Origin of the sequence: Bradyrhizobium sp. CCBAU 53351, assembly GCF_015291745.1 — a bacterium.
In the GTDB taxonomy this organism is placed as follows: domain Bacteria; phylum Pseudomonadota; class Alphaproteobacteria; order Rhizobiales; family Xanthobacteraceae; genus Bradyrhizobium.
Map to the genome: position 1 here is coordinate 537,335 of NZ_CP030060.1, position 25,456 is coordinate 562,790.

At 59.3% G+C, this 25,456-nt stretch carries 22 protein-coding genes and 1 pseudogene; 3 read left to right on the forward strand and 20 right to left on the reverse strand.

The window, feature by feature from the left end:
- Nucleotides 1–68 precede the first annotated feature (68 nt).
- Nucleotides 69–1,544 carry an aldehyde dehydrogenase gene (locus tag XH83_RS37545; RefSeq protein ID WP_128955150.1) on the reverse strand — a complete coding sequence of 492 codons (1,476 nt, stop codon included), beginning with the start codon at nt 1,542–1,544 and terminating at the stop codon, nt 69–71.
- A gap of 183 nt (nt 1,545–1,727) precedes the next feature.
- On the opposite strand from XH83_RS37545, the gene XH83_RS37550 reads away from it, so the two are divergent.
- Both XH83_RS37550 and XH83_RS37555 read left to right on the forward strand, forming a co-directional pair.
- Entirely contained in the window at nt 1,728–3,404 is a 1,677-nt protein-coding gene (locus tag XH83_RS37550) for a thiamine pyrophosphate-binding protein (RefSeq protein ID WP_164933594.1), read from the forward strand.
- A gap of 88 nt (nt 3,405–3,492) precedes the next feature.
- Nucleotides 3,493–4,578, forward strand: a complete 1,086-nt coding sequence (locus XH83_RS37555) for a TRAP transporter substrate-binding protein (RefSeq protein ID WP_128930203.1) — start codon at nt 3,493–3,495, stop codon at nt 4,576–4,578.
- 732 nt (nt 4,579–5,310) lie between these two features.
- Here XH83_RS37555 and XH83_RS37560 read toward each other — a convergent pair.
- The 17 genes and pseudogenes from XH83_RS37560 to XH83_RS37640 all read right to left on the reverse strand — a co-directional run bounded on the left by XH83_RS37560 (nt 5,311) and on the right by XH83_RS37640 (nt 21,775).
- The gene (locus tag XH83_RS37560; protein WP_128930077.1) at nt 5,311–5,796 is read right to left on the reverse strand and encodes an SEL1-like repeat protein; all 486 of its coding nucleotides are present in this window, start codon (nt 5,794–5,796) and stop codon (nt 5,311–5,313) included.
- A 45-nt stretch (nt 5,797–5,841) separates the two neighbouring features.
- Nucleotides 5,842–6,441 (reverse strand): A24 family peptidase, encoded by a 600-nt coding sequence (locus XH83_RS37565; RefSeq protein ID WP_128930076.1) that lies wholly within the window; start codon nt 6,439–6,441, stop codon nt 5,842–5,844.
- Between the two features lie 16 nt (nt 6,442–6,457).
- Complete coding sequence (gene gspD, locus XH83_RS37570) at nt 6,458–8,755, reverse strand: type II secretion system secretin GspD (protein WP_128955149.1); 2,298 nt, start codon at nt 8,753–8,755, stop codon at nt 6,458–6,460.
- A gap of 279 nt (nt 8,756–9,034) precedes the next feature.
- Complete coding sequence (locus tag XH83_RS37575; RefSeq protein WP_128930074.1) at nt 9,035–9,685, reverse strand: DUF1007 family protein; 651 nt, start codon at nt 9,683–9,685, stop codon at nt 9,035–9,037.
- An 82-nt stretch (nt 9,686–9,767) separates the two neighbouring features.
- Entirely contained in the window at nt 9,768–11,045 is a 1,278-nt protein-coding gene (locus XH83_RS37580) for an MBL fold metallo-hydrolase (RefSeq protein WP_128955148.1), read from the reverse strand.
- Nucleotides 11,046–11,505: 460 nt separating this feature from the next.
- The gene (locus XH83_RS37585; protein ID WP_128930072.1) at nt 11,506–12,105 is read right to left on the reverse strand and encodes a hypothetical protein; all 600 of its coding nucleotides are present in this window, start codon (nt 12,103–12,105) and stop codon (nt 11,506–11,508) included.
- Nucleotides 12,102–12,659, reverse strand: coding sequence for a type II secretion system protein GspM (gene gspM, locus XH83_RS37590; protein WP_128930071.1), 558 nt, complete (start codon nt 12,657–12,659; stop codon nt 12,102–12,104). The genes XH83_RS37585 and gspM overlap by 4 nt, the downstream gene beginning before the upstream one ends.
- Nucleotides 12,637–13,710 carry a PilN domain-containing protein gene (locus tag XH83_RS37595; RefSeq protein ID WP_128930070.1) on the reverse strand — a complete coding sequence of 358 codons (1,074 nt, stop codon included), beginning with the start codon at nt 13,708–13,710 and terminating at the stop codon, nt 12,637–12,639. The genes gspM and XH83_RS37595 overlap by 23 nt, the downstream gene beginning before the upstream one ends.
- On the reverse strand, nt 13,707–14,570 hold the full coding sequence (locus XH83_RS37600) for a general secretion pathway protein GspK (RefSeq protein WP_164933593.1): 864 nt from the start codon (nt 14,568–14,570) through the stop codon (nt 13,707–13,709). The genes XH83_RS37595 and XH83_RS37600 overlap by 4 nt, the downstream gene beginning before the upstream one ends.
- Nucleotides 14,571–14,652: 82 nt before the next feature.
- A complete protein-coding gene (locus XH83_RS37605) occupies nt 14,653–15,387 on the reverse strand; it encodes a general secretion pathway protein GspJ (protein WP_128930068.1) in 735 nt (244 codons plus the stop codon).
- Nucleotides 15,384–15,782, reverse strand: coding sequence for a general secretion pathway protein GspI (locus XH83_RS37610; RefSeq protein ID WP_128930067.1), 399 nt, complete (start codon nt 15,780–15,782; stop codon nt 15,384–15,386). The genes XH83_RS37605 and XH83_RS37610 overlap by 4 nt, the downstream gene beginning before the upstream one ends.
- Nucleotides 15,760–16,332, reverse strand: coding sequence for a GspH/FimT family pseudopilin (locus XH83_RS37615; RefSeq protein WP_313753858.1), 573 nt, complete (start codon nt 16,330–16,332; stop codon nt 15,760–15,762). The genes XH83_RS37610 and XH83_RS37615 overlap by 23 nt, the downstream gene beginning before the upstream one ends.
- Nucleotides 16,214–16,684: a type II secretion system major pseudopilin GspG gene (gene gspG, locus XH83_RS37620; RefSeq protein WP_128930065.1), complete on the reverse strand. Its 471-nt coding sequence runs from the start codon at nt 16,682–16,684 to the stop codon at nt 16,214–16,216. Before gspG ends, XH83_RS37615 begins: the two co-directional genes overlap by 119 nt.
- Before the next feature lie 20 nt (nt 16,685–16,704).
- Nucleotides 16,705–17,919, reverse strand: a complete 1,215-nt coding sequence (locus tag XH83_RS37625; RefSeq protein WP_128955146.1) for a type II secretion system F family protein — start codon at nt 17,917–17,919, stop codon at nt 16,705–16,707.
- Nucleotides 17,920–17,923: 4 nt separating this feature from the next.
- Nucleotides 17,924–19,591, reverse strand: a complete 1,668-nt coding sequence (locus tag XH83_RS37630; RefSeq protein WP_128930063.1) for a GspE/PulE family protein — start codon at nt 19,589–19,591, stop codon at nt 17,924–17,926.
- The gene (locus tag XH83_RS37635) at nt 19,581–20,558 is read right to left on the reverse strand and encodes a LysR substrate-binding domain-containing protein (protein WP_128930062.1); all 978 of its coding nucleotides are present in this window, start codon (nt 20,556–20,558) and stop codon (nt 19,581–19,583) included. Before XH83_RS37635 ends, XH83_RS37630 begins: the two co-directional genes overlap by 11 nt.
- Before the next feature lie 232 nt (nt 20,559–20,790).
- Nucleotides 20,791–21,775 (reverse strand): annotated as a pseudogene (locus XH83_RS37640) (pyruvate kinase).
- Between the two features lie 442 nt (nt 21,776–22,217).
- Between XH83_RS37640 and XH83_RS37645 the strand changes: the two are divergent.
- Nucleotides 22,218–23,123 carry a LysR family transcriptional regulator gene (locus tag XH83_RS37645; protein ID WP_128955145.1) on the forward strand — a complete coding sequence of 302 codons (906 nt, stop codon included), beginning with the start codon at nt 22,218–22,220 and terminating at the stop codon, nt 23,121–23,123.
- A 443-nt stretch (nt 23,124–23,566) separates the two neighbouring features.
- Here the strand turns inward: XH83_RS37645 and XH83_RS37650 are convergent, their stop codons facing one another.
- Both XH83_RS37650 and XH83_RS37655 read right to left on the reverse strand, forming a co-directional pair.
- Nucleotides 23,567–23,821, reverse strand: a complete 255-nt coding sequence (locus tag XH83_RS37650; protein WP_232995554.1) for a hypothetical protein — start codon at nt 23,819–23,821, stop codon at nt 23,567–23,569.
- Between the two features lie 608 nt (nt 23,822–24,429).
- Nucleotides 24,430–25,347, reverse strand: a complete 918-nt coding sequence (locus XH83_RS37655) for a LysR family transcriptional regulator (protein WP_128930059.1) — start codon at nt 25,345–25,347, stop codon at nt 24,430–24,432.
- Nucleotides 25,348–25,456: the final 109 nt, after the last annotated feature.

Here is a 25,456-nt window from a genome sequence, read left to right on the forward strand (position 1 = left end):
GTACTATATTACGAGCAATTAGCAATTGATCCCGAGACGATGCGCCCTGGATCACCTAACTCAGCGATTTATCGCAGCACGAACGGATAGGGCTCGTCGCCGCTGCTCATCCAGACGGTCTTGGTCTGCATGTATTCGTTGATGGCCTCGATGCCGTTTTCGCGACCGAGACCGCTGCGCTTGTAACCGCCGAACGGGGCCATGTAGCTCACCGTGCGGTAGGTATTGACCCAGACCATGCCGGCCTTTAGCCGGTCAGCCATGACATGGGCGCGCTTCATGTTCTGCGTCCAGACGCCTGCGGCCAGACCAAAGAGGATGTCGTTGCCGATCTCGACGGCTTCCTCCTCATCGCGAAATGGGATCACGGACAGGATCGGGCCGAACACCTCCTCCTGCGCGATCCTCATGCTGTTCTTGACGCCGGTGAAGACCGTGGGCTCGACGAAGAGACCCTTGCCGCATTCCGGCCGATGGGCACGATCGCCTCCGAGTGCCAGATGCGCGCCATCCTTCTTGCCGATCTCCATATAGGCGAGGACCTTGTCGAACTGCGGCCGGTTGGCGACCGGCCCGACCTGTGTTTCGTTCTGCATTGGATCGCCCATCTTGATCGTGGCCGCCGCCTTCAGGAGCTTTTCGACGAAGGCGTCGTGGACAGATTCCTGTACCAGCATTCGCGAACCGGCGATGCACGCCTGCCCGACGGCCGCGAAGATTCCGGCAATGGCGCCGTTGACCGCATTGTCGAGATTGGCGTCGTCGAACACGATATTGGGCGACTTGCCGCCCAGCTCCAGGCTGACGCGTTTCAGGCCGCGCGCAGCGCCCTTGTAGATCTTCTGGCCGGTGGCATCGGAGCCGGTGAACGCGACCTTGGCGACCTGAGGATGCTCGACCAGCGCCGGCCCGACCTCATTGCCAAAGCCGGTAACCACGTTGATGACCCCAGGGGGGAAGCCCGCCTCCTCCACCAGCGCCATCATCTCGAGGAGCGATGCGGAGGTGAATTCCGAGGGCTTGAGCACCACGGTATTTCCGGCCGCCAGCGCCGGCGCAAGCTTCCAGGCGACCAGCATCAACGGCGAATTCCAGGGGATGATACCGACGACGACGCCGACCGGCTCGTGCTTGGTGTAGGTGAACATGTTGGGCTTGTCGATCGGGATGACCGAGCCCTGAATCTTGTCCGCGAGGCCGCCGAAGTAATAGTACCATTGCGGAATGTAATTGAGCTGCCCTCGCATCTCGCTGATCAGCTTGCCGTTGTCCCTCACTTCGATCTCGGCGAGCCGCTCTGCATTCGCCGCGATCAGGTCCCCCAGCTTGCGCATCAGCGCGCCGCGCTGCGTTGCATTCAGCTTGGGCCACGGCCCCACATTCATCGCCCGATGCGCCGCCTGGACTGCGCGCGCGGCATCCTCGGCATTGCCGCGCGGGATCAACGCCCATGGCTCGGCGGTGTAGGGATTCATGGTCTCGAACCACTCGCCCGAGGCCGGATCCTCCCACTTTCCACCGATATACATCTGGTACTTCTTCACGGAACGCCTCCCTGCAGCATAAATATCTGGAATCATAATATCGTATTATTGGCTTTTAGTGAGGTCAAGCTATTGCTTACTACGCGCCCTGAGGGAGGTTTGACAAAATATCTTTTGCAATAATACGGTATGACATACTTTATTGACGTTGCAGGTCGACGAACCCGCGCGGGGAGGACTAGAATGACAAACAACGTGGCCACCGACATCACCGCTGCGCTAAAGCATGCCGGTGTCGAGAACTTCTTCCTCCTCACCGGCGGCGACCAGCCGTTGTGGATCGCGCTTCGCGATGCCGGAATTCGAATGGTGGTCGCACGCAGCGAGGCCAGCGCGGTCTACATGGCGGACGGTTATGCCCGCGCCAGCGGCCGCGTCGCGCCGGCCTATGGGCAGGCCGGGCCCGGCGCCGCCAACGTCGCGGCCGCACTGGCAGATGCCGTCTGGGCCCAATCGCCGGTATTCGCGCTGACAGGAGCGACCGCGACGCAAGCCCTGCACATGAACGAGTATCAGGACCTCGACCAACATGTCATTTTCCAGCCCGTCACGAAGTGGAACGGTGCCGTCGCCGCTCCTGAGATGACTGGGAGTCTCGTCTCGCAGGCGCTTCACATCGCGGCGACACCGACATGCGGACCCACCCATCTCGACGTGCCGAAGAATTTCTTCGCGCTGCCCGGGGACCCGCAAACCGCGAACCGGCTAGAACGTTCCTACTCAAATGCCGCCAGCAAGGTGCGTGCGCTCGGCACCGAGGTTGCTACGGCGCTCGACCTCCTCAAGCGCGCGGAGCGCCCGGTTCTGTTTGTCGGCGAGGGCGTGCGGCTTGCCGGCGCGTGGGCCGAACTGGCACTGCTGTCGGACCTTGCGGGCATCCCGATCGTCGCCACGGCTGGCGGCAAGCCGGCCATTCTGACGTCACACCCGAATTTCTGCGGCATCGTCGGACGCTATTCCTCGGTGAGCGCCAACAAGCTCGTGGCAGAGGCCGATTGCGCCCTCGCTCTCGGGACCCGATTGGGCGGACTGGCAACCAACGGCTACACTTTGCCGAGCCGCAAGGCGACCGTGATCCAGATCGACCATGATCCGGCTTCCCTCATTAACACCTACGCGCCACGCCTCGGTGTCCGCGCCGACATCAAGATCTTCCTCACCGACCTACTTGACCTCGTTAAACAGCAGAATTTGCGGACATCGTCCGCCTGGCTGGACCGCTGCCGCCGCGATACTGATAAATGGACAGCTAATCACCGCGAACAACTCGCTGCGTCAGGTGGCAACACGGCCCTCTCCCCGCTTTCGGTGCTCGACGAGCTCTCCCGCTATGGCAGCGAGATCACGCTGGTCGCAGACACAGGTTACATGGCTGCCTGGACCGGCGTGCTGTTCCCGACGCTGCGTTACGACGCCTTCTTCCGCGCAGTCGGATCGCTCGGCTGGGCGCTCCCCGCCTCGCTCGGCGTCCAGATCGCGCGATCGGAGAAGGTGGTATGCATTACCGGCGACGGCGGCGCCGGCTATCACCTGGCTGATGTCGAGACGGCGGTTCGCTACAGGCTGCCGGTCGTGATCATCGTCATGAACAACAGCGCGCTCGCCTTCGAATATCACGAGAAATATCGCTGGAAGGGAAATGTGGTTGCGGAAGCGAACGATTTCGGGCGCGTCGACTTCGCCGCGGCCGGAATCGCGCTGGGTGCAAGGGGCGCACGCGCCACCAATCGCGAGGAATTTGTGGCAGCCATGGCGGTCGCAATGAAGGCATCCAATCCGTTCGTGATCGACGTCGTCATCGACAAGGAAGCCTTTCCGCCCGTCACCAATTTCGATGCCGTGATGGAACGGAAGCTCTAGATTGGCGGACGGCGCGCCGGAGGAGCGGGCACGCCGTCAGCGATCCAACCTACGACAATCAACAATCATAAAGAACCAGGGTGGAACCATGAAGACCCGTCGAGCTATTGTTGGAGTTGCCGCGGTCGGCCTGTTGCCGCTGACCGCCCCCTCTGTCGTCCGAGCGCAAAAGGCCACGATCCGCTGGCGCCTGGCGTCCAGCTATCCCAAGAACCTCGACACCATTCACGGTATCGCCGTTCGCCTTGCCAAGCACGTCGAGGAGATGACGGATGGCGGCTTCCAGATTCAGGTGTTCGGCCCCGGGGAAATCGTGCCAGGCCTGCAGGTACTCGATGCCGTGCAGAGCGAAACGGTCGAGATAGGACACACGGCATCGATCTACTACAGCGGCAAGAACAAGGCGTTTGCGATCGACACCGGGCTGCCGTTCGGAATGACGCCACGCCAGCATCTGTCGTGGATGTATCGCGGCGGCGGGCTCGAACTGTTCAGGGAGTTCTTCAAGTCCTACGGCGTCGTGAACTTTCCCGGCGGCAGCACGGGCGTGCAGATGGGCGGTTGGTTTCGCCGCGAGGTCAATACGCTCAATGATCTGAAGGGCCTCAAGATGCGCATCCCCGGCATTGCGGGCGACGTGGTCGCACGCCTCGGCGTCGTTCCTCAGAACATTGCCGGCGGCGACACCTATGCTGCACTAGAAAGAGGCACGATTGACGCGGTCGAATGGGTCGGCCCCTACGATGACGAGAAGCTGGGCTTCAACAAAGTCGCAAAATATTACTATTACCCGGGCTGGTGGGATTGCACGGGGCAGTTGGCCTTCTATGTAGGAGCGAAGGCTTGGTCGGCCTTGCCTGCTCATTATCAGCGGGCATTCGAGGTGGCCGCCGCGGAGGCCTCCTGGGACATGCTGTCGCATTACGACGCCAGCAACATGGCGCCGCTGCGTCGGCTGATCGCAAACGGCACCGAGCTCAGGCCATTCTCGCGCGAGATCATGGAGGGCGGCTATCGCGCGGCATTCTCGCTCTACGCCGAAGAGACGGAGAAGAATGCCGAGTTTCGCAAGATCTACAGCGAATGGCTGAAGTTTCGTGAGGACATCGTGACCTGGTTCAGGGTCGCAGAAGCGAGCTTCGAATCCAATCTGTATAGCTTGTACAAGACGTGACCGGATCGGTCTCTAGGGCTCGGGGGCCCGCGCTTCGCATCGGCAACTCAGGCGACTTCCAGCAGCCGCGTTCAAACGATGCCCAAGAAGTTTCGTGCTGGCTATCCTTCTTGGACTGGCTGCGGCCGAATATGGATCGTGAGGGTCTTACCGCGCACGCTCCGTCATCCCCTCGAACTGTGTGCGGTAACACAACTCTGGGCCCTGACGCGATATATATAGTGCTACGCCGCAGAGTTCTTACTCGGCAACGACGCCCAGTAACGAATTCAGCACGAACACAGGACAGCCCGAGCCGGCGCATGCGGAGTAGGTTGGTGCCGCCGGAAGGCGATGCAATCATGTTGGACGGATTGGGACCGCCAAAACCGCTCGGCGCCGGGGCGGCAACTCCGGCAGACCTTGTCACCCGCCCATGGGACTGACTTTCCGCATTTTATAGCCAAATTGCCGGGCTGGCTCCACGTGAATACGCAAGCAAGGCGTAACTTAAGAAGGCACGGCAATGATCTGCTCGCTGTGAATTTCGCTATTCCGAGCGAAGGAATTGAGCAGAAGGCGCGCAAGACCGGTGGCTCGTGCGCCGAACCCGAGCAGATCAGAACCGACGTCGACCGCCACGCCGCCGAACCGAGAGTCTACAGATGCATCCTAGCTGCGCCGCGAAAAGCGACGGCTAGCACCATTCGCACATGATCGAAGAAGGCCTGGTCGGAACCTCGAAAAGTGGGATTAAGGTGCCGTTCCGGGCCGCCATTGAATGGCTAGCCATTGAGCTTGGCTGAGTTGTGCAGGCGTGAGATTATTGGCTACCGCGTCTCTTGTTCGAAGGTAATACGGGCGCCGTAGCTGAGGAGCGTGGGCGGCAGCCAAATTCAGCCACATGTACGCAAGAACGCCATCCTGCGCAACGCCATGCCCCTTATCGTAGGAGAGGCCGAACAAATATTGGCCTGTCGGATCACCGCATGCGGCTGCCGTGTGGTAATACGCCGCGGCTATCTCGTAGGACTGCGGGACATTGAAGCCATGTTCGTGCCTGAAGCCCAAGACAGCTGCGGCTCGAGCGGACCGGCATGCTTCAATCGCACCGCCCGCCGCCGAAACATGTCGCCGCGCGAATGAGCGCCCGTTTTCGGAGAGTTCGGCGCCGAACACGTTGCCGATAGTCCACAGTGTGAGGAACAAAGTTCCGATCAGGGGGCGTGCATTCTTCATAGATGTTCCCGAGTCGATTTGCAATCTGCAACGATCATTCGAACCTCACCAGACCTTCCATATCAGCCATGTGACCCAAATGGCTGGCGCGAAGAACAGACCGAACGGCAGCCGGGTGATGGCTTGGATGCTGTCGCGACGGAGAAGCGCCGCAATTCCGCAGGCGATTAAAGCTGATCCGGCCGCGACCTCGATTGCGATTGGAATCAGATTCCAATCGAGCCAGACTCCAGCAACGCCGGCGAGTTTGACGTCCCCCAACCCGATGCCGTCGCGCAGACGGACGGACCTGTAGGCGATGCGCAATAGCCAGAACATCGCGGCTAATGCCGCTCCGCGCGATGCTGCCGTCGCGAGCGTCGGCACCATCCAGTCTGGAGGTTGCACGAACACGTTTGCCAATCCGAGTACAAGCGCCAGGATGGTCAGTTCGTCTGGTATTACGAAGAGTCGCGCATCTATAACGGCGATTGCGATGGCAACGGCGGAGAATGCCGCCCCGAGGAGGCCTGCGGAGCTCGGATCCGCTGCGACGCTCGTCGCCATGCAGACGGCGCAGAGGACGAATGCCGCCGTGACCGTGACGTGGGTCGGTGCTCGGAACGTGAGAAACTTTTGCGAGCAACGCGAGAGGCGTTCCGGCATTTTCCTCGTTGCTCCTTCATTGAAGTAGTGGCGGTTGTCTTCCCTTGGAAGGAAGGGACTCGACCGTTCCGCGCAGCTTTGCCCGAAACTCCTCGGCGACGTAGTGGGCGGCAATGCTGTCCCGAATGACTTGCGGACGGATGAAGATAATGAGCTCGGTCCGGGTCGTCGTCTTGTTCTGGTGCGACAGGAGGTCGCCAATTTTCGGTATCTCGTCGAGAACCGGAATCCCACCACGATCGACTTCAGTGTTTTCCTGAATGAGGCCTGCCAAGAGTACGGTTTGCCCGTTCGGCACGGCGACAGAGCTCTTCACTTTGCGTTGCGAGACGGTCGGCGTGAGCGAGTTCGCGGTCGCGTTCGTCGCCTGACTGATTTCTTGCTCGATATCGAGGCGCACGTTGCCGTCGGGACTAACCCGAGGAATGACGCGCAAGATAATGCCGGTGTTGCGATAGTCGATTGAGTTGATGATCGTGTTGTTGGTGCCGGTCGCCGAATTGAGAACGTTGCCGGTGCCGGTCGATACCGGGATCTCGTTCCCAACGAGTAGTGTGCCGACCTGATTGTCGATCACAACCAGCGAAGGGTTCGATAATATCTTGACATCTGTCACCGCGTGCAGCGCATCTATGATCATGTTGGGCTGCGCCTCAGGGCCGACGAGGAAATTAAAGCCTGGGAAGGCGCGGTTAAGGAAAGCGGATGCGACGCCATTGAGGACGCTCGACTGCTGTCCTGGGGGGGAGCTTGGGACGTTCAGGGCGGAGCCTCGATCGGGAGCCATACCGAGGTTTTTGCTTTGGATGAAAAATTGAACCCCGTAGCTCAGATTGTTGTTGAGCGTAACTTCAGCGATGGTCGCATCGATCGCGACTTGAGCCTGCGGTTGGTCGAGCTGGCGTATGGTCTGTTCGACGGTCCGGTAATTCTGAGCGTTCGCATAGATAAGCAGGGAGTTCGTGGAAACGTCGGCTGCGATGCGAATCCCCTCCATCACGGGCCTGCCGCTAAGGCCAGCGCTCTGTAGCTCCGAGCCGCCAGTGTCGTTCCCTGTTCGCGATCCGCCCCCGAGTGCGCCTCCGCCGAAATCAGTATTGCCTTTTGTGCTTGTGGAGGAGCTGGAAGTCGTTGAGATGGCTGGTAGTCGGTCGGCATTGGACGATGTCCTCACCAAACCGCTCCCAGGCGCGACCTGTCCCGCCGCGCTGTCGGTTGCATTTGAGCTGCCTCCGCCGAAGATTTCGCCGAGCACTTTCGCGAGCTGCCGGGCGTCGCCGTACTTGACCCGGCGGACATGTACAACAACACGGGCAGGATCTGATGCGTCGAGTCGGCCAATCCAAGTCTGGACCGTTCGCAGGAGCTGCGGCTTGGAGGTTACCGCCAAAATCGCGTTGCGGCGCTCCATTACCTGAAACTTGACAAGATCGTGCCCAACGTCGCCTTCCTTTGAATTCAAGATTTTTTCGAGTTCTGTCAGGACAGGCTCAGGAGCGCTGTTCTGGAGTGGAAAGATACCGACTGACTGCCCCCGCATCCAATCAACGTCGAAACCAACAGCCGTATCGACGACCGTGCGACGCTCGGGCCCTGTGCCCTGAACCAGCAGCATGTTGCGAGCCTTATCCACGCGAACCGCACCGGGCTTCGTAGCAAAACTATCCAGGAGCTGCATCAGCGTCCCGGCCGATATGTATTGAAGCGGCACGACAGAGACGCCAAATCCCGGCTCCACGTTTGCAGGCTGCGAATCAAGACTGCCGGCTGCGAGTGCCTCTGTCTGTGGGACAATTCGATAAGCGGCGCCGTCGCGGACGAGCGCGACTCCTGCCAATCGGAGCGCACTCTCGAACACGAACAGCAAGTCCTGCTTCGGAACCGGCCTTCCCGACGCAATATTGATATTGCCCTGAGCACGCGGGTCGATTGTGTAGCTCGTCTTCAGGATGTCGCCGAGTACAGTTTTTGCAACCGACGCAATCGTGGCGTTTTCGAAATTCAGTTCATACCCGGGACCGGTGCCGGTACTCGTCGCCGGGGCCACGATTGCCTGCATAGAAGAGACCGGCTCGGCCGAAAAGAGTTGGGCGCGACCTGGCCGGACAGTGCCTTGCAGATCGGCTTCTGCGGTGCGTTCCGGAAATCGGGGAAGCAGATCCTGATTACGAACCTCATCCATTACGTCAGGTTTGGTGTGAGTGTCCTGCCACGTGAGTGGCGCGCCGCATCCCGTCAGAGCCCCCGCGGCAACTAGGGCAATTGTCTTCTTCAGCTTCGCGCCACATCGCAAACGGTGCAGGCGTGTCAACATAGCGCGTAGCCTCTCACTCTCTCGCGTCTTCATTACAAATGCGAGCAGATCGTCGAGCGCGTGAACCGCGCGGCGCCCAATCTTCTCAATGATTGACGTTACTCCTTATGTTGTTGTCGCAACGGCTAAGCCGCATGCAACAATATCGCTGCACCGACACTTTCGTTTCGCCCGTGACAATTCTGCAAAGCAATGTCTCCGCGCGCGAAATCGCTCATAAGACAGCTTGTTCAGCGTCGAGCGGCGACTTCATTCGGTTGAGCAAGGCTGTAATTGCCTCTAACTTAGACATCGCACCGAAACCTTGTTTGAGTATTGCGCATCCCAACCGACCGGTTGAACGTTGGGATTGAGATAAGCATCGCCGAGAAGTTCCCGTTGAGCGGCGGCATCGCCTGGCCGTGCGACGACGAGCGCGCAGTCTTTGGGTGCCTTCGTCATGATGACGGCGTCTCCTTCTTGGAAATCGAACTCGATCTCGTCTGTTTCATCGAAGAGCTCGAGCGTGAAATTGCTGTTGCTCACGGGCTGCTTGAAGTTGAGAGCCATATGCAATGTTAGCACCGATCCATCCCACTCGAGCCATGAATCGGATGCGCCATCGAATGGCTGCTTGGTGCCATTGACGCGCGCGAACGTATAGAAGTCAGACGCGCGCAGCGAATTAACCGTCGCCCTGGCCAGCGGATCAAGCTGGTCACGCCCGAGGTGTGGGGCGCTTTCGTTGAGGCCGCTACTTCGCAATGCCGTCACCGACGTTTCCCTATCGTAGGTCCAAGATACGCGGACGCCGCTGATAGAGCCATTTCCATCAAAGATAACCGCATCATGCATGTGAACCAATATATCCGGATGAGCGTCGACGTGCCTTGCGTGGATGCACACACACAGCGTTGCGACGATTACGAACCAAATCAGAGAGCGTTTCATTGCATCATTTCAGTTGCATCCGGCGCGCGGATCGTGGAAGGGCGCGACGGCTCCTCTTTTCGAGCAGCCGTCGGCGCGGTGGTCACGGCTTCCCGTGGTCGTCGTGGTGGTCGTCTGGATCAGAACCGCAATAATGCTTGATGGCGGGCAGCTTCTTTGGATTGTCCCAGCGCGGGTCCCGAATGTCGTAGACGATGGGCTTTGCGTAATCTTCGGGATCAACGAGCCATCGTGTGTCTGGCCATTGATCGAGTGTCAGGCCGAGGCGCTTAATTTGATCCAGGTATCCGCCGTAAACGGCGGGCGAGATGGATTCCTTGAAGGTCGACCCGGTGGTCAGATGCAACGGAATGAAGATCTTCGGGTTCAGCGCTTGAATATACGCGAAGGGATCACGATAAGAATTGTTATCGAAATTGGCTGTCGCAATCGTACCGGCATCCACATCGGTGGCCGGTAAACTCTTCAGGATGTTCGTGATACGCTGGCCGTCAGCTGGCGTGCCGTTGGGCCACCCGCTTCCCAATCCTTCTTTGAGTGCTCCCGACGAGTTATACCAAGCAAAGGTGAAGTGACGACCTTCGCGCAACACAAAATCGAAAAACAGCGGAATAGGGCCACCCGGACCACCACTGCCGCTGGTAGCAATGTTGATCTGCCCAGGCAGCGTCCCACTTTTCCCGGGCGCAAGCGGCGTTCCGGCCGGAAACAGCCCCGGATCGCGCGGGTCAACCGCATAATAAACGGACGGATTAGGTGCCCGCGGCCAGGTCGGGTCGACCGGGACTGCAACCGAGTGCAAGTGTCGGAAGGCGATTACGCAGGCGTCCGGTTCCAGGAAGTCCAGTTTGACAATTTGGGTGCCGGGAACCGAACCGGTCGTCGTGACCGTGTTGCAGGAGATCGACGCCTTGTGAGGAAACGCCGTAGCCGGATTACCTTGAATCGCCGGGTCGGCCTGCTCGCGCGCGAAATCGGCTTGCAGGGCAACGCAGGTTTCCGCGGTGGCGTAGAGTTTCGCGCCGGTCATCGCAGCGATGTAGGCCGCGTTGTCCGCGTGATCGAAGTGACCATGCCCGATTAGAAGGCCTTCTGGTTTGAGAGCAACCAAATCGCCGATAACGAAGGGCGTGCGGCCCGGCGAAACTTCGAGCCGAGTGACGTAAGTGTCCAAAAGCAAAACGTGGCCGGCAATGGAAGCCGCCAGAGTTGAATTCGAGAGCCACGACAAGATGACCTTGTCGGGACTGACCCGCCCGGACTCGGGATCGACGTTCTCGTCGCCGAAAAATTTCTGACGCGCTGCGATCAAGTCGCCATTGTTTGCGTGAGCCGTGGTCGACAACGCCGAACCTGCCATGAGCGTCGCGGCCAAAGCCAAGGCACACTTGGTTGGGATTGAGTTCCTGCGTAACATATAAAGGTTCCTCTTTCGGTTGTTCAATCGTTAGAGTGAAGGTCGCCATCTCGAAAAGCCTCGCTCGTGTTTCCGAGTAGATAGGCGACAGATCGGATCGGGCCATTGATGTTTGAAAGTCCCCCGCCAGCCGCGCCAAACGAAAAGCGGTTCATAAGGCGCTTTCTCGCGATGCTAGGGACTGAATGACGGACATCAATATCTGAGGTGTGTTGTCGAGCGACACGAAGTGTTGCTTGTCAAGATGAATTGCCTCTGTGCGCTGCAACGTAGGGTCTGCGGCATTGCACGCAATGGCACGAGCGGCTACGAGATCGTCGTGTCGGTGTACCTGAAGGCGACCCATCGCAGCGCGGCACACTTGGCGGTTGCGATTGATCCGCTAACATAATCGCATTTACCCTTAACGCTTCGCAGGATGCCGTATTGAAGCGGTGCTGGCTTCCACAGGCGCCGGATCTGCGGTCGTGCCGGGCAAGGCGAGAGCCAGAACCTTGATGTTCTCGCCGTTCGAAAGCGTGGCTTCACGCGCTCCGATGTCGCGCAACGTCCATCCTGATTGAACTTCATCCTGCCGCAACTTCACCGTCTCGCCAGTCGCGCGATTCACAAAGACGGCGATGCTGTCGGCGCCCCCAGTTATCGTGCCCACGAGTTCAAATGGCGGAAGCTCAGGCTCGAGCGGCTTGGGAGCCGCGACGACAACGGGGATAGTGGGCGCGTTCGGCGGCGGCAGAGACGGAGGGCGGCGTGACGGAGAGAATAGCGGGCGCTCTTGCGTTTTATTGAGCTGCGCAAGGGGGACTTTGGCAATGGGATTATGCTCCGATCGGGTAGCCTCGAATGGCTCCTTCGCAAGCAGGTACTCCATTGTGGGCGACACTGGCGGATTCAGGCCAGTAGCCGTTGAAGTCTGACTCGCCTCGGCAGGCCGCCTCCCCGATTCGACTGCCAAGATCAGGAAGGCCAGCGCGAGAGCTTGAATCGTGAGGGGGCACTTCATTTGACACTCCGCCACCATCCGGAGACGACAATTGCGACGCGCACCTTCGTCGCGGCGTGTCTTGTCGACGACTCGGGTACCTGTATGACCAATTGATCGATGAACAGGAAGGGCGATCCCGCCTCCAGCTCGTAAAGGAGGCCTTGAAGGGCCGGCTGCTCGATCTCGAGATCGACAGAGACTCTGACGATCCCGTGTTGTGCTCCTGCGTCCTGCAGATCGACCTGCGACGATAAGATGTTGCTTCCCATCCGCGTCGCTTCTGCAGAAACGTGCTGCAGCACCACGGCGGCCGCGACTGTGACCGTGGGACCTTCGACAACTGGTGGACTCACAGCGAGCGCCCCGTCGTTCGTGCTGCGGGCCGCCCGCTGTTGTGACTGCAACCTGTCGAACATTTCGTTCGCGTTCGCCAGCGTACGATGCTGTTCCGCCAGGTCCAACGCCGTCCAGCCCGTGATCAGCAATAGAAATCCCGTCATTGCCGCGTAACAAATTGTGGCAACGAACGGAATGGCGCTGACGTAGCGTCTAATGCGGTAGGTCTGGTTCATGGATAGCGGCGAATGCGGGGTTGATTTGAGCCTCGACGTGGAATTGCTCTTTGGTTGCTCCTTCAGACCGTGTGGTTGGAGCGAAGAAGATCGCGTGTGAAAACTGGGGCGACTGCTCGATCAGGCGGATGAGCGATGCGGCGTCGCTCGTAAGGCCCGCTATCTGTAGTTTCGCGTGATCGATACGCAGCTCCGTTAGGAACGTGTTGTCTGGCAGTAGATCCGACAGCGCCTCAATCGCCATTACGGGCGAAGGAGTGTTGCGCTTCTGTTGTTCGAGCTCTCGCAAAGCGGATTCGGCAACAACATTCTGCGACGCTCTTGTGAGCACCGATATCTTTCGAGAGAGTTCTTCCCGTCTCAGGGCCAAACCGTCCGAAATGAGCGCTGAAATGCAAAGCGACGAAGTGGCAGCAAAGCCGCTTAACAGCAGAACTACCATCAGGCACGTACGAACACGACGGAAATCGGTCGGTCCGTGTATTTGTGTCTCAACGATCCTAATTGGCACGTTCGAACGTGACGTGGAGACCAGGATTGACCAAGTCCCAAGCGATCCGATAGCATCGAGCAAGGGCGTTAGCTTAGCGCGAGGCGTGGCAGCGATTGTCAGCTGAATGCGGTCGCCAGTCTCGTCAGGTGAAGCACTCCAACCATAGACCGCTTCTTGCACATCCCACGGGGTTAGTCGGTCGATTTGGGACCTCACGACACCCGCCGCATATTCGGCAGCGCGCCTCGGCAAATCCAGCGGGCGAAACAGAAATCGCGCCGGGTGAAGGACAAGTTCAAGCTGACTTCCAGTCAGAGCTAACTTCCATGCTGGAGGGATTGGGCTAGCAACCGCTCCCTCCAGGACCGCGAGCGCGTGGTCAGGCGCTTTCGCGTTTTTGGGGTCGGTCACGAGATGAAGGGTGAATTGATCCTTCTCGAATTCCACCATCCGAACCTGCGAGCGTCGGCGCAAGCCGTTCGAGAGCGATGAAACTTCGGACGCCACGGCTTGTACCCACGAAGCGAGGCCTGCCGCTATCGAATTAAACAGGATCATGGCGGGTTCGCCGTTGCCATGCCCTGACGACAGTCACCGCGCAAACTGTCATCCCAGGCAAGGATATGAAAAGGATCGTCCGGACCCTGTAGCAAGATGACCGCTTCCGCACAGCTATTCCATCCCCCTGCGCCCCCTATTTTTATGTCCAGCCGGAACGCGTCACTTGCATCGGCGGTCGCGGCGGTTTGATCTGAACCGAGCAGTCGGACTAGAGCGTCCTTACTGGGAGCCACGAGCTGCCGTTGGCCAAGAAAACCATTCAGACGATCTAGGGTCATGCCAGGCAAAGCCGCAACAAGCTCGGGCGGCGCGTCGAAGACGTTAATATCGGACCTGCCGCTGTAAACGGTCACCAGAGGCAACATTCGTTCTATGATGACCTGCGGCAGACCTTGAACTAACCATAACTCTCCTACATGTGCGAAGGGAGCGCCTCGCGGTCCATAGCCGCGGCCGGCGGCGCGGTAAAGCTGCGCTTCATTAGCGCGATCGGATGGTCTTAAGCGCTCTCGCCAACCAACAATCCGCGCAGCAAAACGCGGGGCATCCTCCTCCGATGCGCCGATCGCTATGAAGAAACTCGATAGTAGTTCGCGCGGGGCCTGATTGAGATCGAGCCGGGCCGCTTCGGAAACGAATCTGACCGATGCGTTGGCTTGGCCTAGCCGGAAGCTGAAGTGGCCATGCGTAGGTCGATCGCGCTGGTCTGCCACAGCAAGGCGTTGGGTCGCGAGATTAAGGCTGGCTGACACCAATTGATCGGCTTGCAGACGGCGCTCGATCACCGAACTCGACCAGGAAGAACTGCCTATGTAAATCGAATAGATGGACGCAAGTGTCGCGAGTGCAATCAACATCCAGAGGACCGCAATGAGGATAAAGCCCTCCCGCCCCCCAGATAAGTGTCCTTCCTGCGGATTGCAAAATATCATTGTGGCCTCAGGTCCGACGGCTCTCGAGAGAGTCCGCTGCGGGAGCCGTATCGGGACTAGTGTCGGGCTCTCCCGTGCAATCCGTGCTCTTTCCGCTGATGCATAGTGCAGGCGCGTCAACATGAATAAGCGTCGTGGTCGAGATTACCCTCGCCTCCCCAAGGGTGTGATCTTGGACCGTGAGGCGGATGGCGGCCGGCAAGTGGCCGACATTCAGCCAGTTCGCCTTCCACACGCCGCCGGGTCCCGCATAGGCGAACTCGGCCCGATAGGGCGATCGCAGCAGGACGACGGGATTACCAAAGCCAGACGGGTCAATCGCACCTTCAAACAAGACGAAGGGCCTCGAAGAGCGTATGAGGACGAGACCAGTAGGGTCCTTGATTGTTTCGATTTTAACGATCTCGAGGCCCGACTTGGCGTTGGGGCTTGTAACCGTGCGCACAAAAGTGACAGATCCTTCTGTGCCGTTGAACAGCGGCTTTTTGCTTCCGCCGTTGGCGGAAATGAACTGCGATGCCGCAAGATCGGCGGTTAAACGGTCAAGGGCGATGCCAATAAGCTCGGCGCGTTGCGCGCGCGCCAGGCCACGATCCCAGCTGGGTAGCCAATGCGTCGCGATTGTGCTTAGACAAAAAACAACAATCCCCATAAGTACGATCGCCGCGAGAGCTTCGAACAGCGTGAACCCCGCGATACTCGCGCGGTGCAAGGCTTGGGAGAGGTGATCCCGGGCTATCACTGCGACCTCCGGCCCAGACGCGCAGTTTCCAGGGCGAAGCTCGTACCTGCTGAAGATTTAACCTGGATCCGGACCCGTTTCGGCACCCATTGCTGCTTGTCGGACGCTGTCCTGAGCAAGGGCGATATATCGACGCGCCAGACAATGCCGTTGAGTTCACCCGACGTTACGCCCGTGGTTGCGTCGCCGCGCGGCGGCAATGCTGCCGCCAGAGTGCGCGCCGTCTCCACCAAGACCATGCGATCATCAATCCTCCGCGCGCCTTTTATGCTGGTCGACATGAGCGAGCCGATCGCCGCCAGCATGGCGGTGGCGATCGCGAGAGCGGCCAATGCCTCGACGATCGTAAACCCCGCGACGCTGCGGGAGGCATTACACAGCCGGAACGCGCACAATCTCGATTCCCCCCGTAAGCCAATTCACACGAACTTCGTAGACAGTATTCAGACGCGAGAGTCTAAGCGTGCCACCGCACGAGAACCCGCTCGGGAAAAAACTTATGGTCGAAAGGGCGGGTCGTCCTTCGCAATCCCGTGGCAATAGTGCGTCCAGCGTCACATCGTCCGGTACCACGAGAACGCTGCCGTTCGAACCTGATTGCAGGCGCCGGGTGCTCGCGTCGATTCTGGTCAGCACGCGCATCCCGCTCTTAACTGCCGCGTTCCGGTCGATCTTCAATAGGGACGCGATTTCGAGTGCCGATGCCTCGAGCCGCGGCCGCGACGTTCCAGGCGAAAGCCGTGGCAGAAGGATACCGACCAGCATTGCGACGATGGACAACACGCAGACCATCTCAAGCAAAGTAAATCCGTTTTGTGCTTCCGGGCTATTTCTCATTGCTGTTTGACGAGATATCGGCGGCAGAATCCGCACCGCCCTCATGCCCGTCAGCCCCGTAGGACATGATCTCAAACTTGGCGTTCCCACTGGGCGACCGGTAAACATAGGGCCTACCCCACGGGTCGTTCGGTAGGCTATTTCCATCGATGTAGGGACCGTGCCATCCGGCCATCGAAGCTGCGGGTTTTACCAGGGCGTTAAGGCCTTCCGAAGATGACGGATAGCGTCCCGTGTCGAGAAACATGAGATCGAGCGAACTGGCGAGGCTGCGGATTTGTATCTTGGCCGTCTTGACCTTGGACTCAGCGAGATAGTTCAACACGCGGGGGCCGATCAGTCCCATGATCAGCCCGATGATCGTAATGACGACCAGCATCTCGACCAAGGTGAATCCATTCTCGCCCGCTGCGAACGACCGCCGCCGCCAGGCCATTGCGCGGGATGAGATAAGCGTCATTTGCGCTCGCTGTTTTGAGATCACGATACGAGTTGAGTGATAGACAGCAGGGCCGTCATAATGGAAACGATGAGACCGCCGACAACCACGCTAATGCCGATCACGGCCGCCGGTCCGATAACGGCGACGAGCCGGTCAAGACTCCTCTGTAGCTTGGCTTCGTAGAACTCCGCGATGCGCCCGGCGAGTATTGGCAGCTGGCCGGTTTCTTCGCCAATGCGGATCATGCGGATCGCCATCATGGGCAAGACCGTTGACTGGGAAAGGGCGTCAGAAAGCTTCGCGCCGTGTCGTACTTGATCAGCCGCGGTTGTCCAGGCGGGAACATCGCCCGAAAAGGACATGATATCGACGAGGATGCGCAGGGTGGTGGTCAAAGGTACCTGACTGCCAGCAAGGATGCCGAGATTGCGGCAGAACACCGCAGTTTGGTAGGCCCGAAAAATCGAACTGGGGCCCGGCAATCGCATCAGTGTTGCGAGCAGCCGGAACCGGATCACGGGCCGGCGGAGGACGGCATAGGCTGCAAAGATGGCGGCCCCTGCGACTCCAAGAATCGCCAGACCGTTGGAGCGCGTCCATTCAGAAACGCCAAGCACCGTGACAATCAGCGAGTCCTGCTTGGCGCCGAAATCGCGCAACACAGCTCCGAACTGTGGCAGTACCACGAGAACAAAAAATGCCAGCACGCAGGATGCAGCGAGCAACACGAATGCAGGATATTGCAGCGCATCAGTAATTCTTCGGCGCAAGGCCTCCGTGCGCGCGCGCTCGCTTGCCAGCATATCGAGAAGGTGGCCGAGCTTCCCGGACGTTTCGCCGACTTGCACGAGCGCCGCATAGATAGGCGGAAAGCAACTCGGATATTTGCCGACGGCTTCAGCGAAGCTTTCGCCCGCAAGCACTGCGACGCGGAGTTTACTCACAATCGGGCGCAGGCGGCCGATGTCGTCATCTGAGCACAACAACTCCAGTGCATCGTCAAGCCTCGCGCCCGCCTTGAGCAGCAAAGAAAGATCACGTGTAAAGATGGTCACGTCTTCGGCGCGTGGTCGCCCAAGAAAACCAGCAGCGATATGAGCGACCGCAACCTTAGTGTCCTGAGCGACTGTTTCGATCGGAACGAGACCGAGATACTCGATACGCGCGAAAACTTCCTTCGCGGTGGACGCGGAGATCATACCGTTTACGAGCTCACCGCTCTGGGTCATAGCTAGATAGCGAAAGGTTTGCATCACGTTATCGTATGGTCGTTACGCGGAGAACTTCCGCGGGCGACGTGACGCCGGCTCGGCATTTCGCGAGGCCGTCTTGGATCATGGTGGTCATTCCAGATCGAACCGCTGTTCGATCAATCGACACGGCGTCGCAGTGCGCATTCATCAGCTGACGAACCTCATCGGCCACTTCAAGGACCTCGAACAGGCCAACGCGGCCGCGGTAGCCCGTTCCGCCGCAACGCTCGCATCGGCCTGCCTTGTAAACTTCATCACCAACCCGAAGGCCGATCGCGGCGTACCGCCGATCGGCCGCAAACTCCGAGTGCTCGAGCCGGCTCGTTGTTTTGCACCGGTCGCAAAGCTGCCGCACCAGCCGCTGCGCGATCACGGCACGGAGGGTTGAACTCAACAGAAACGCCTCGACGCCGAGGTCCAGCAGTCGCGGCACGGCGGCCGCAGCGGTTTCGGTGTGCAGCGTGGTCAGGACGAGGTGCCCGGTCAGGGCAGCGTGGATCGCTACTTCCGCTGTCTCGGCATCACGGATCTCGCCCACCATGATGACATCCGGATCTTGCCGCACGAAAGCGCGCAATGCCTTCGCGAAAGTCAGGCCGATAGCAGAGTTTACCTGGGACTGATTGATGCCCTTGATTTCGTATTCTACCGGATCCTCGATCGTCAGTATCTTCCGGGAGGATTCGTTGAGGAGGCCGAGCACGGTCGCAAGCGTCGTGGTTTTACCGCTGCCGGTTGGTCCGGTGACCACGATGAGACCGTGCGGGAGCGTCAGGACTGCGCGGAGCTTTGCTTCGTCGTCGGGCGCAAAGCCGAGCTTCTCGATCGCAAGGAGTCCCCGCTCCTTGGGCAGAAGCCGAATGACGGCAGACTCACCATGCTGCGTCGGCATGATAGCGACGCGCAAATCCATTTCAGCTCGCCCAAGTTGGACACGCGCGGCGCCATCTTGAGGCAATCGGCGCTCGGCTATGTTGAGACCCGCCAGGATCTTGATGCGGGAGACTATGGCCTGTGGGAGTACATGGGATGGTGAGGGGATATGGCGAAGCAGGCCATCAACCCGCATACGCACTGCCAGTTCCGTCCTGAAAGGCTCAATGTGTATGTCACTGGCGCGAAGCTCGGCGGCCTTTTCGATCAATTCGGAGACGGCACGGACGACCGGCGCGCCGCTAGCTAGGTCGCGGAGGCTTTCGATATCCTCCTCGCGGACAGCGATGGTATTATCCCTATTCGCTGCGGTGGTCTCGCCTTCGCTAAGGCGCTGAGAGAGCGCGGTATCAATGTCCTCAAACGACGCGATGGCGACCTTTACCGCGGGGCCGAGTACAATCTCCGCGGCGCTGATCGCTGCCGTGTCCGTGGGATCGAACAGGGCAATCACGGCGCGTCCATTCGCGAGCTGATACGGAAAAATCGTCATTTCCCGGAGGAAGCGAGGCGAGAAGTGTTCGACCAAGCTCGTCCCAGCCAAGAGGTCGGCTAAAGCCGCACGGTCATGTTTGAAAAAGGCTGCGACCGCGTCGGCAAACTCCTGGGCCGACAGGTCGGACGATTCGAAAAGCTGGCGCAGCGTGAGCTTTTCGGCGACAAGGCCGCCCATGCCGGCTGCGACATGCGCATCGCCCCGAAGGCGCTCTGCAAACTCAGTCACGGTTTCAGGCCTCATGAAGCGCGGGAGCCTCCTCAAGTGTGAGCTCTGTTTCACCTGGAGTCTCGGGCCATCGCTTTGTGGCAAGTGCGAATGGCCCGTCACGGAGCCGCTCGCGAATATAGCGGACGCAAAGATAATATCGGTACACACTGCTTGAGCGGACTTTGGTGACGGCAGATATATCAGCCGGCTGCCACCAGAGGGGAAGCACGTGGACTAATTGGCCATTCGCGAGCCCCTTGGCCACGTCCCAATAAGAACGCAGCATTATCCCACGGCCGGCAATCGCCCAATTGCGGATGATATCGCCATGGTTGGTGGAGAGGGCAGCGGTGACGTTGATGGTGCGCATCCCGATGGGACCATGCAAAGTCCAGCGCTCGAACACCTCGTCACGTTCGCGCATGACCAGGCACGAATGTCCAGCGAGATCGCCGAGTTCCTCCGGCATGCCGCGTCGATTGAGATAGCTGGGAGCCGCGCAGAGAATGCGTCTTCCCTGCGCAATAGGATGCACGAGCAAGTGAGGCTCGCGTACCCTGCCGACCCGAATGTCAATGTCGACATTCTCCTCAACCAGATCCACGCTCCGATCGACGATTTCCAGCCGAATATCCAATTCCGGGTGTAGGAGCGCCAACTCCGATACAAGTGGTGCGACATGATTGCAGCCAATACCCGAGCTTGCCGTAATTCGTACGCTGCCGCGGGCGACGGAATCGGTCTCAGGACCGTCAGCTACAAAATCCGCATAGGCATCGAGAACGCGCTGCGCTTTGGACAGCAACACTTCCCCATCGCTGCTGAGCACCGCTTGTCGAGCGGTACGCAGGAACAACACGCGTCCGAGTGCCCGCTCAAGTAGCGCGACGCGCTTGCTGACGTAGGCAGGCGACGCACCTAACTCTGTCGCCGCCGCAGCAAAACTTCCCCGCCGCGCCGCAACGATAAACACCTCAAGATCTTGTGCTAATGGTTTCACCCCGACGTTTCCCGATTGCAAAACGGAACTTATTCGCCCGCTAATCTATAATCTTAAGGTCACTGGCTCGCTGACCTCAATGCTCATTATAATATACAAACGATTAGAATAATTTCTTGCGAGGACGTGATCTGCTGGGCAGTTGCGCAAGGTTGGGCCGGCAAACGGCATAGGCCGCGCTGCGACGTCAGCTGGTTAGAGGAAGGGGGCGGCCAGGATGGCGGCGAAGCGCTTAAGCAATCGTCACCACGCGTAAATTATTGGTTGTGCCGGCATCGCCGAAACGTATGCCGGCCACGGCGACGATGACATCGGCATTCTCCGCAAAAGTTCACGTTGAGAGCGGTTTGCGTCGCGCGTTCGACCATCTCCTCGTAGGAGCTTATGTTGGGGGACTTCATGCCGTGGGCGCCCCCACAACAGGCATAGTTGGCGCGAGACCCGTTCCTCCGGTGTGATCGCGAGGATCAGTACCTTGGGACGTTTGCGCGCGATGCGCGTTGCAGTCGTACCGCTCGAGGTGAAGGCGAGGATCGCTGAGGCTCCGATCATCGTTGCGAGATCCGCAGCCGCCGCGGTCGGGGCGGTCTGCTCCTCGTCCGGCTCCGACGCATTGACGATCGAACGATACATTTTATGTCGCTCGGTGCTTTCGATTATGCGGCTCATGTTGGTGGCGGCCTCGCACGGATATTGCGCGGTCGCAGATTCCGCGGACAGCATGATCGCGTCGGCTCCGCCATAGATCGCTGTGGCCGCATCCGAAGTGTCGGCGCGTGTCGGCGTCGGCGCAGCAACCATTGAGCGTCGAGGCGGCACGATCGGATCAATTCCTTTTGTCGGCCGGGAACCTCCGCATGCGGAATTGCGACGCCAAGATCAACGCGCGCGATCACTATCCCATCGGAGAGGCGCACGATGTCATCGATATGCCCGGACGCCGACCGACGGAACAAAGCGAACGGCGTCACCGGCACTGAGGGAAAATCTGCCATTCCTTATGGTACCAACCCGGATCTTTGGCCCCTGCAAGTCCTGAAGAATACCAATAGGGCGGCTGAATCTTCGTTCGAGTTGACGAATTGCGCCATGACGCCTTGCGTGATCTGCCTGTAAGTCGGAACGTATCCGCCCGCCTGGCCCAATGCCGCGAGCATCTCTGGCGAACGGCTGGCGGGTCCGACGGTCGCAATAATCTTGGCTCGCCGACGATGCATGTTTTACCTCGCGAAATTGCGGGGCCGCCCATCAAACAGCCCTGACATTGCCGACGTTCGTGCGTATCGAATCGATGCGAATGAGAGCGCCGACGCGATCAAGAAGGCCGTTGCTATCGCGGGCCGCGAGGCAAGAGCGGATCGAAGTGTGCCGCATGTGCCTGGCCTAGCGCGCTCGGCGCACGATCGTGCCTGGCGCACTCGGCGTCTCCGTCCCAGCCAAGTAGAGCAGCATCACTTTCGCAAACCGGACCTCCAGATCGTTCGTCAAGCCGGATGGGCTCCTGGCCCGATCGGCGTTTGATTGTTCTGCGCATCGACGGCGCTATCGAGAAAACGCTGCAATCAAGGCAGAGCGGATTCAATCTCCAATCGTTTATACAAAAGAATGACATAATAAGACCGGCGTTTTTGATGTTATCGTCGTCGTACGGAGGAACTGATGGACCTGCAACAACTGCGCTGCTTCGTAGCAACAGCCGAAGAGCTTCACTTCGGAAGAGCGGCGCAACGAATGAATATGCTTCCCTCGGCCCTGGGGCGGTTTGTTCGGCTGCTGGAGGAGGATCTCGGCACGCGGCTTCTGACGCGCACGACGCGAAACGTCGCGCTGACGGACGACGGTGTTGTCTTGCTTAAAGATGCGCGTGCGCTGCTGACGCAAGCCGATGCGCTTGCGGTCAGATTTCGGACGCGCTCGCGCAAAGGGGCAACAATCATACGCGTTGGTGCCATCGACAGTGCTGCCGCCGGACTTATTCCGAAACTTCTTAAAGACTTTCGCAAGCGTCGGCCTGATGCAACGATTCAACTGGTCGAGGATAAGACCATTCGTCTGTTGCCGCGCCTTTTGACCGGACGGCTTGATCTCGCCTTCGTGCGCCCCCCAAAAGACGCCAACAAGCGGCTGGAGTTTCTATTTCTCTTCTTTGAGACAGCCGTCGTAGCCCTTCCGCACCATCATCGACTTGCGTCGAGGAAGATGGTCAAGGTTGCGGATCTCAAGAACGAGCCACTGATCGTTCCCGAACGGCGGTCCAGGCCTCATAGCCACGATCTAACGATGAAGCTCTTTGCGGAAGCCGGGCTAGACGCCCGGATTGCTCAGATTGCGGAGGAAAAGCAAACGATCGTCAACCTGGTGTCGGCCGGTTTGGGGATCGCTATCGTACCTAGCTGGACGTCGCGCCTGGCGAGCCGCGGGGTTCGCTATGTCCGGCTCGTGGCGTCGGACATGAACAAACTTCCCCTTGCGGCTGCTTGGTCGCGCGGGACCAGGGATCCCATCCGAGACGACATATTGAAGATGCTGCGGGCCGATCTTGCAGCTTACGCAAAGGAAGCTTGAGTCGCACCCGATCGCACTACTCTCTCCCGCAGACTGCCCGCCACCTATGGCGGGCGTTTTTTTGGGAGTTAGGCAGACTGGGAAAACCACCGGGCCGGAAGGCTACATCATTTCGGGCCACTCGAGGTAGATTCGGAAGAAGCCCATGGGGTTCAAGCGGCCGCGTTATAGACACCGCGGATCTTGGTTTTGTTGTGCTTCCAAAGTTGGTGGAGCGCCGCCTCATCGCGCCATCGCTGTATATTTAGGGGCCTACTATCTTAGGCGGTTATCGGATCGACGAAACCGTGTCCTCTCTTTCCGGAGACGATCTTGCGCAGGATATACCGAAGCGGGCAATCAGCTCGGAGGCGACGCGCGTCGGCGGCCGGATCCGCAAGGCAGATAAGGCCCAGATCCCTTCTGATTTCGGCCTGACGATTGAGCCGGCGCTCAAAGTTCCGTCACGAACTCATGTCTGACCGCGCAGAACGGGAGGACGCCGGGGCAAGGCGCTGCCGGACGAGGTCTTTTAGAGGAATCATCGTGTCGATCTCCAGCACAATCGACACCGACAGATCGATGCCCGCGGCACCGGCGTCGAGAAGGCTTCGAATCGGATTTTGAGCAGAGGGAAAGAGTATAGCAAGCAGGCTCGCGGGGCTGACCGGATCGCCGGCGAACATTTCTGGCGGCCCGATTGCGAACAGCCGCTCCACTGCGAGGCGCTTGCTGATTAAGCGTGGGCTTTCTGGTTGAAGACGTGGACCAACGCGACGTCGATCGAGCGCGTCAACGTCCCTCTAGCAAGTGCGGGCGTACTCGGGCAGACGCTCCCGGTAGGCCCTGATCAGCTCCGCGCCTGCCAATGCAATGACGGACGGGGTAGCACCGATGATGACATCACTGGTGAGATGCTTTCCGTCGGCCATGACTTCCTAACCGGCAAGGTCACGCAGGATCTGAGATGCGCTCCGGTGCAAGAGAAGGCTTGCCTCGGTCATCTGCATTCCTCGACCGTCGCGGTCGAACAGAGGTGTTTGTGAAACGCAATAGTTACGGCTCGGGGGCTAGCAGCGGATCGCACCCCCGATCGGTCGTCCAACTTGGATCGCGCTGATGAACATCGAAACGCACGCGAAGTGGGCTTGCAGGATGCCTCGACAATCGACGGCTCATGAGTATTCGTGCTCCTTGCCTCCCTTTCCAGATGCGCTCAACGATGACCATCGGTACCCGACCGAACACGGTTCAAACACTTTCGGACCGGCGAGCTTGACATTTGCGCTCGCATCGGAGCTCGGCGCCTGGCTTTCTGCAAGAATCATCAGGCACCTTTGGCATAAGACCGCAACCGCTTTTCGAGGACCGTCAAAAGCGTATCGCGAATAGGATCGCGGGAACCACGCAGCCAACTTGCAGCGAGCGGAAGCCGTCCAACTGCTCCAAAGCGCTCCAGCTTGAGCGGAACAAAGCGAACGCCCGCAACAGCCATGCGAGAGGTCCAGCGGGGGACGACGGCCAGTCCCAGTCCAGCCGCAACCATGTTCACGATCGTCTGCTTTTCATCGGCGAGCTGAGCGATGCGGGGCGTCAGCCCGGCGTCCTCGAACAGCTTCATGGTCAAGTCGTGGCTGTGGGGCCGAGATCGCCGATCAGGAACGATCATCGGTTGATGAGCGATCGCCGAGAGCGACAGACATTCGTTACGTGCAAGCGCGTGCCTGCGGGGAAGGGCGACCACTGCGGTTTCCATGAGCAGAGTTTTACATTCGAGCCTTCGGTCCATCTTCTCCGGAGGACGGATGAAAACGAGATCGAGCGCTCCGGAAAGGACCTTGGGAAGCAGCCGGAACGTCTTTTCCTCCAGAAGATGAACGGTGACGTCGGGGTATTTCGCGCGGAAGTCTCGCAACAGCTGCGGCATAAGCCCGGCCGCAGCACTGTCTATGGCGCCTACCTTGAGATTCCGGGCTCCGACCGAACGCGAGCGACCGCGCAAGACGGCCTCCACGGTCGAGACCTTTGAGAGAATGATGCGCGCCTCCCGAAGAAGTAGCGCGCCGTCGTCGGTCAAAGAGACGGCTCGCGTGGTCCTTGCAAACAGCCGCGTACCAAGATCCTCTTCCAAGAGTTTGATGTGGCGGCCGAAGGCGGAAGGTAGCATCTGCAGGTGTTGGGCCGCGCGGCCAAAATGCAGCTGCTCGGCGGCGGCGACGAAACATCTCAATTGACGCAGCTCCATGAGCAGGCCCTTTTGTCGAATCCGAGCCATTATACCATTTTTTTGTACAAATAAGGGCGTATTGAGTGACGCCGTCTCTTCCTTCTAGGCTGGCCGTAGATAAAAGGCA

Excerpts from the sequence above, each read along its gene's own strand:
- XH83_RS37630 (WP_128930063.1), bottom strand. The coding sequence starts at position 19,591 with ATGAGGCCTGAAACCGTGACTGAGTTTGCAGAGCGCCTTCGGGGCGAT.
- XH83_RS37595 (WP_128930070.1), bottom strand. The coding sequence starts at position 13,710 with ATGATCCTGTTTAATTCGATAGCGGCAGGCCTCGCTTCGTGGGTACAA.
- XH83_RS37580 (WP_128955148.1), bottom strand. The coding sequence starts at position 11,045 with ATGGCAGGTTCGGCGTTGTCGACCACGGCTCACGCAAACAATGGCGAC.
- XH83_RS37565 (WP_128930076.1), bottom strand. The coding sequence starts at position 6,441 with ATGCCGGAACGCCTCTCGCGTTGCTCGCAAAAGTTTCTCACGTTCCGA.
- XH83_RS37560 (WP_128930077.1), bottom strand. The coding sequence starts at position 5,796 with ATGAAGAATGCACGCCCCCTGATCGGAACTTTGTTCCTCACACTGTGG.
- XH83_RS37585 (WP_128930072.1), bottom strand. The coding sequence starts at position 12,105 with ATGAAGTGCCCCCTCACGATTCAAGCTCTCGCGCTGGCCTTCCTGATC.
- XH83_RS37600 (WP_164933593.1), bottom strand. The coding sequence starts at position 14,570 with ATGTTGATTGCACTCGCGACACTTGCGTCCATCTATTCGATTTACATA.
- XH83_RS37575 (WP_128930074.1), bottom strand. The coding sequence starts at position 9,685 with ATGAAACGCTCTCTGATTTGGTTCGTAATCGTCGCAACGCTGTGTGTG.
- gspM (WP_128930071.1), bottom strand. The coding sequence starts at position 12,659 with ATGAACCAGACCTACCGCATTAGACGCTACGTCAGCGCCATTCCGTTC.
- gspG (WP_128930065.1), bottom strand. The coding sequence starts at position 16,684 with ATGACGCTTATCTCATCCCGCGCAATGGCCTGGCGGCGGCGGTCGTTC.
- XH83_RS37655 (WP_128930059.1), bottom strand. The coding sequence starts at position 25,347 with ATGGAGCTGCGTCAATTGAGATGTTTCGTCGCCGCCGCCGAGCAGCTG.
- XH83_RS37555 (WP_128930203.1), top strand. The coding sequence starts at position 3,493 with ATGAAGACCCGTCGAGCTATTGTTGGAGTTGCCGCGGTCGGCCTGTTG.
- XH83_RS37645 (WP_128955145.1), top strand. The coding sequence starts at position 22,218 with ATGGACCTGCAACAACTGCGCTGCTTCGTAGCAACAGCCGAAGAGCTT.
- XH83_RS37615 (WP_313753858.1), bottom strand. The coding sequence starts at position 16,332 with ATGTTTACCGGTCGCCCAGTGGGAACGCCAAGTTTGAGATCATGTCCT.
- XH83_RS37625 (WP_128955146.1), bottom strand. The coding sequence starts at position 17,919 with ATGCAAACCTTTCGCTATCTAGCTATGACCCAGAGCGGTGAGCTCGTA.
- gspD (WP_128955149.1), bottom strand. The coding sequence starts at position 8,755 with ATGTTGACACGCCTGCACCGTTTGCGATGTGGCGCGAAGCTGAAGAAG.
- XH83_RS37550 (WP_164933594.1), top strand. The coding sequence starts at position 1,728 with ATGACAAACAACGTGGCCACCGACATCACCGCTGCGCTAAAGCATGCC.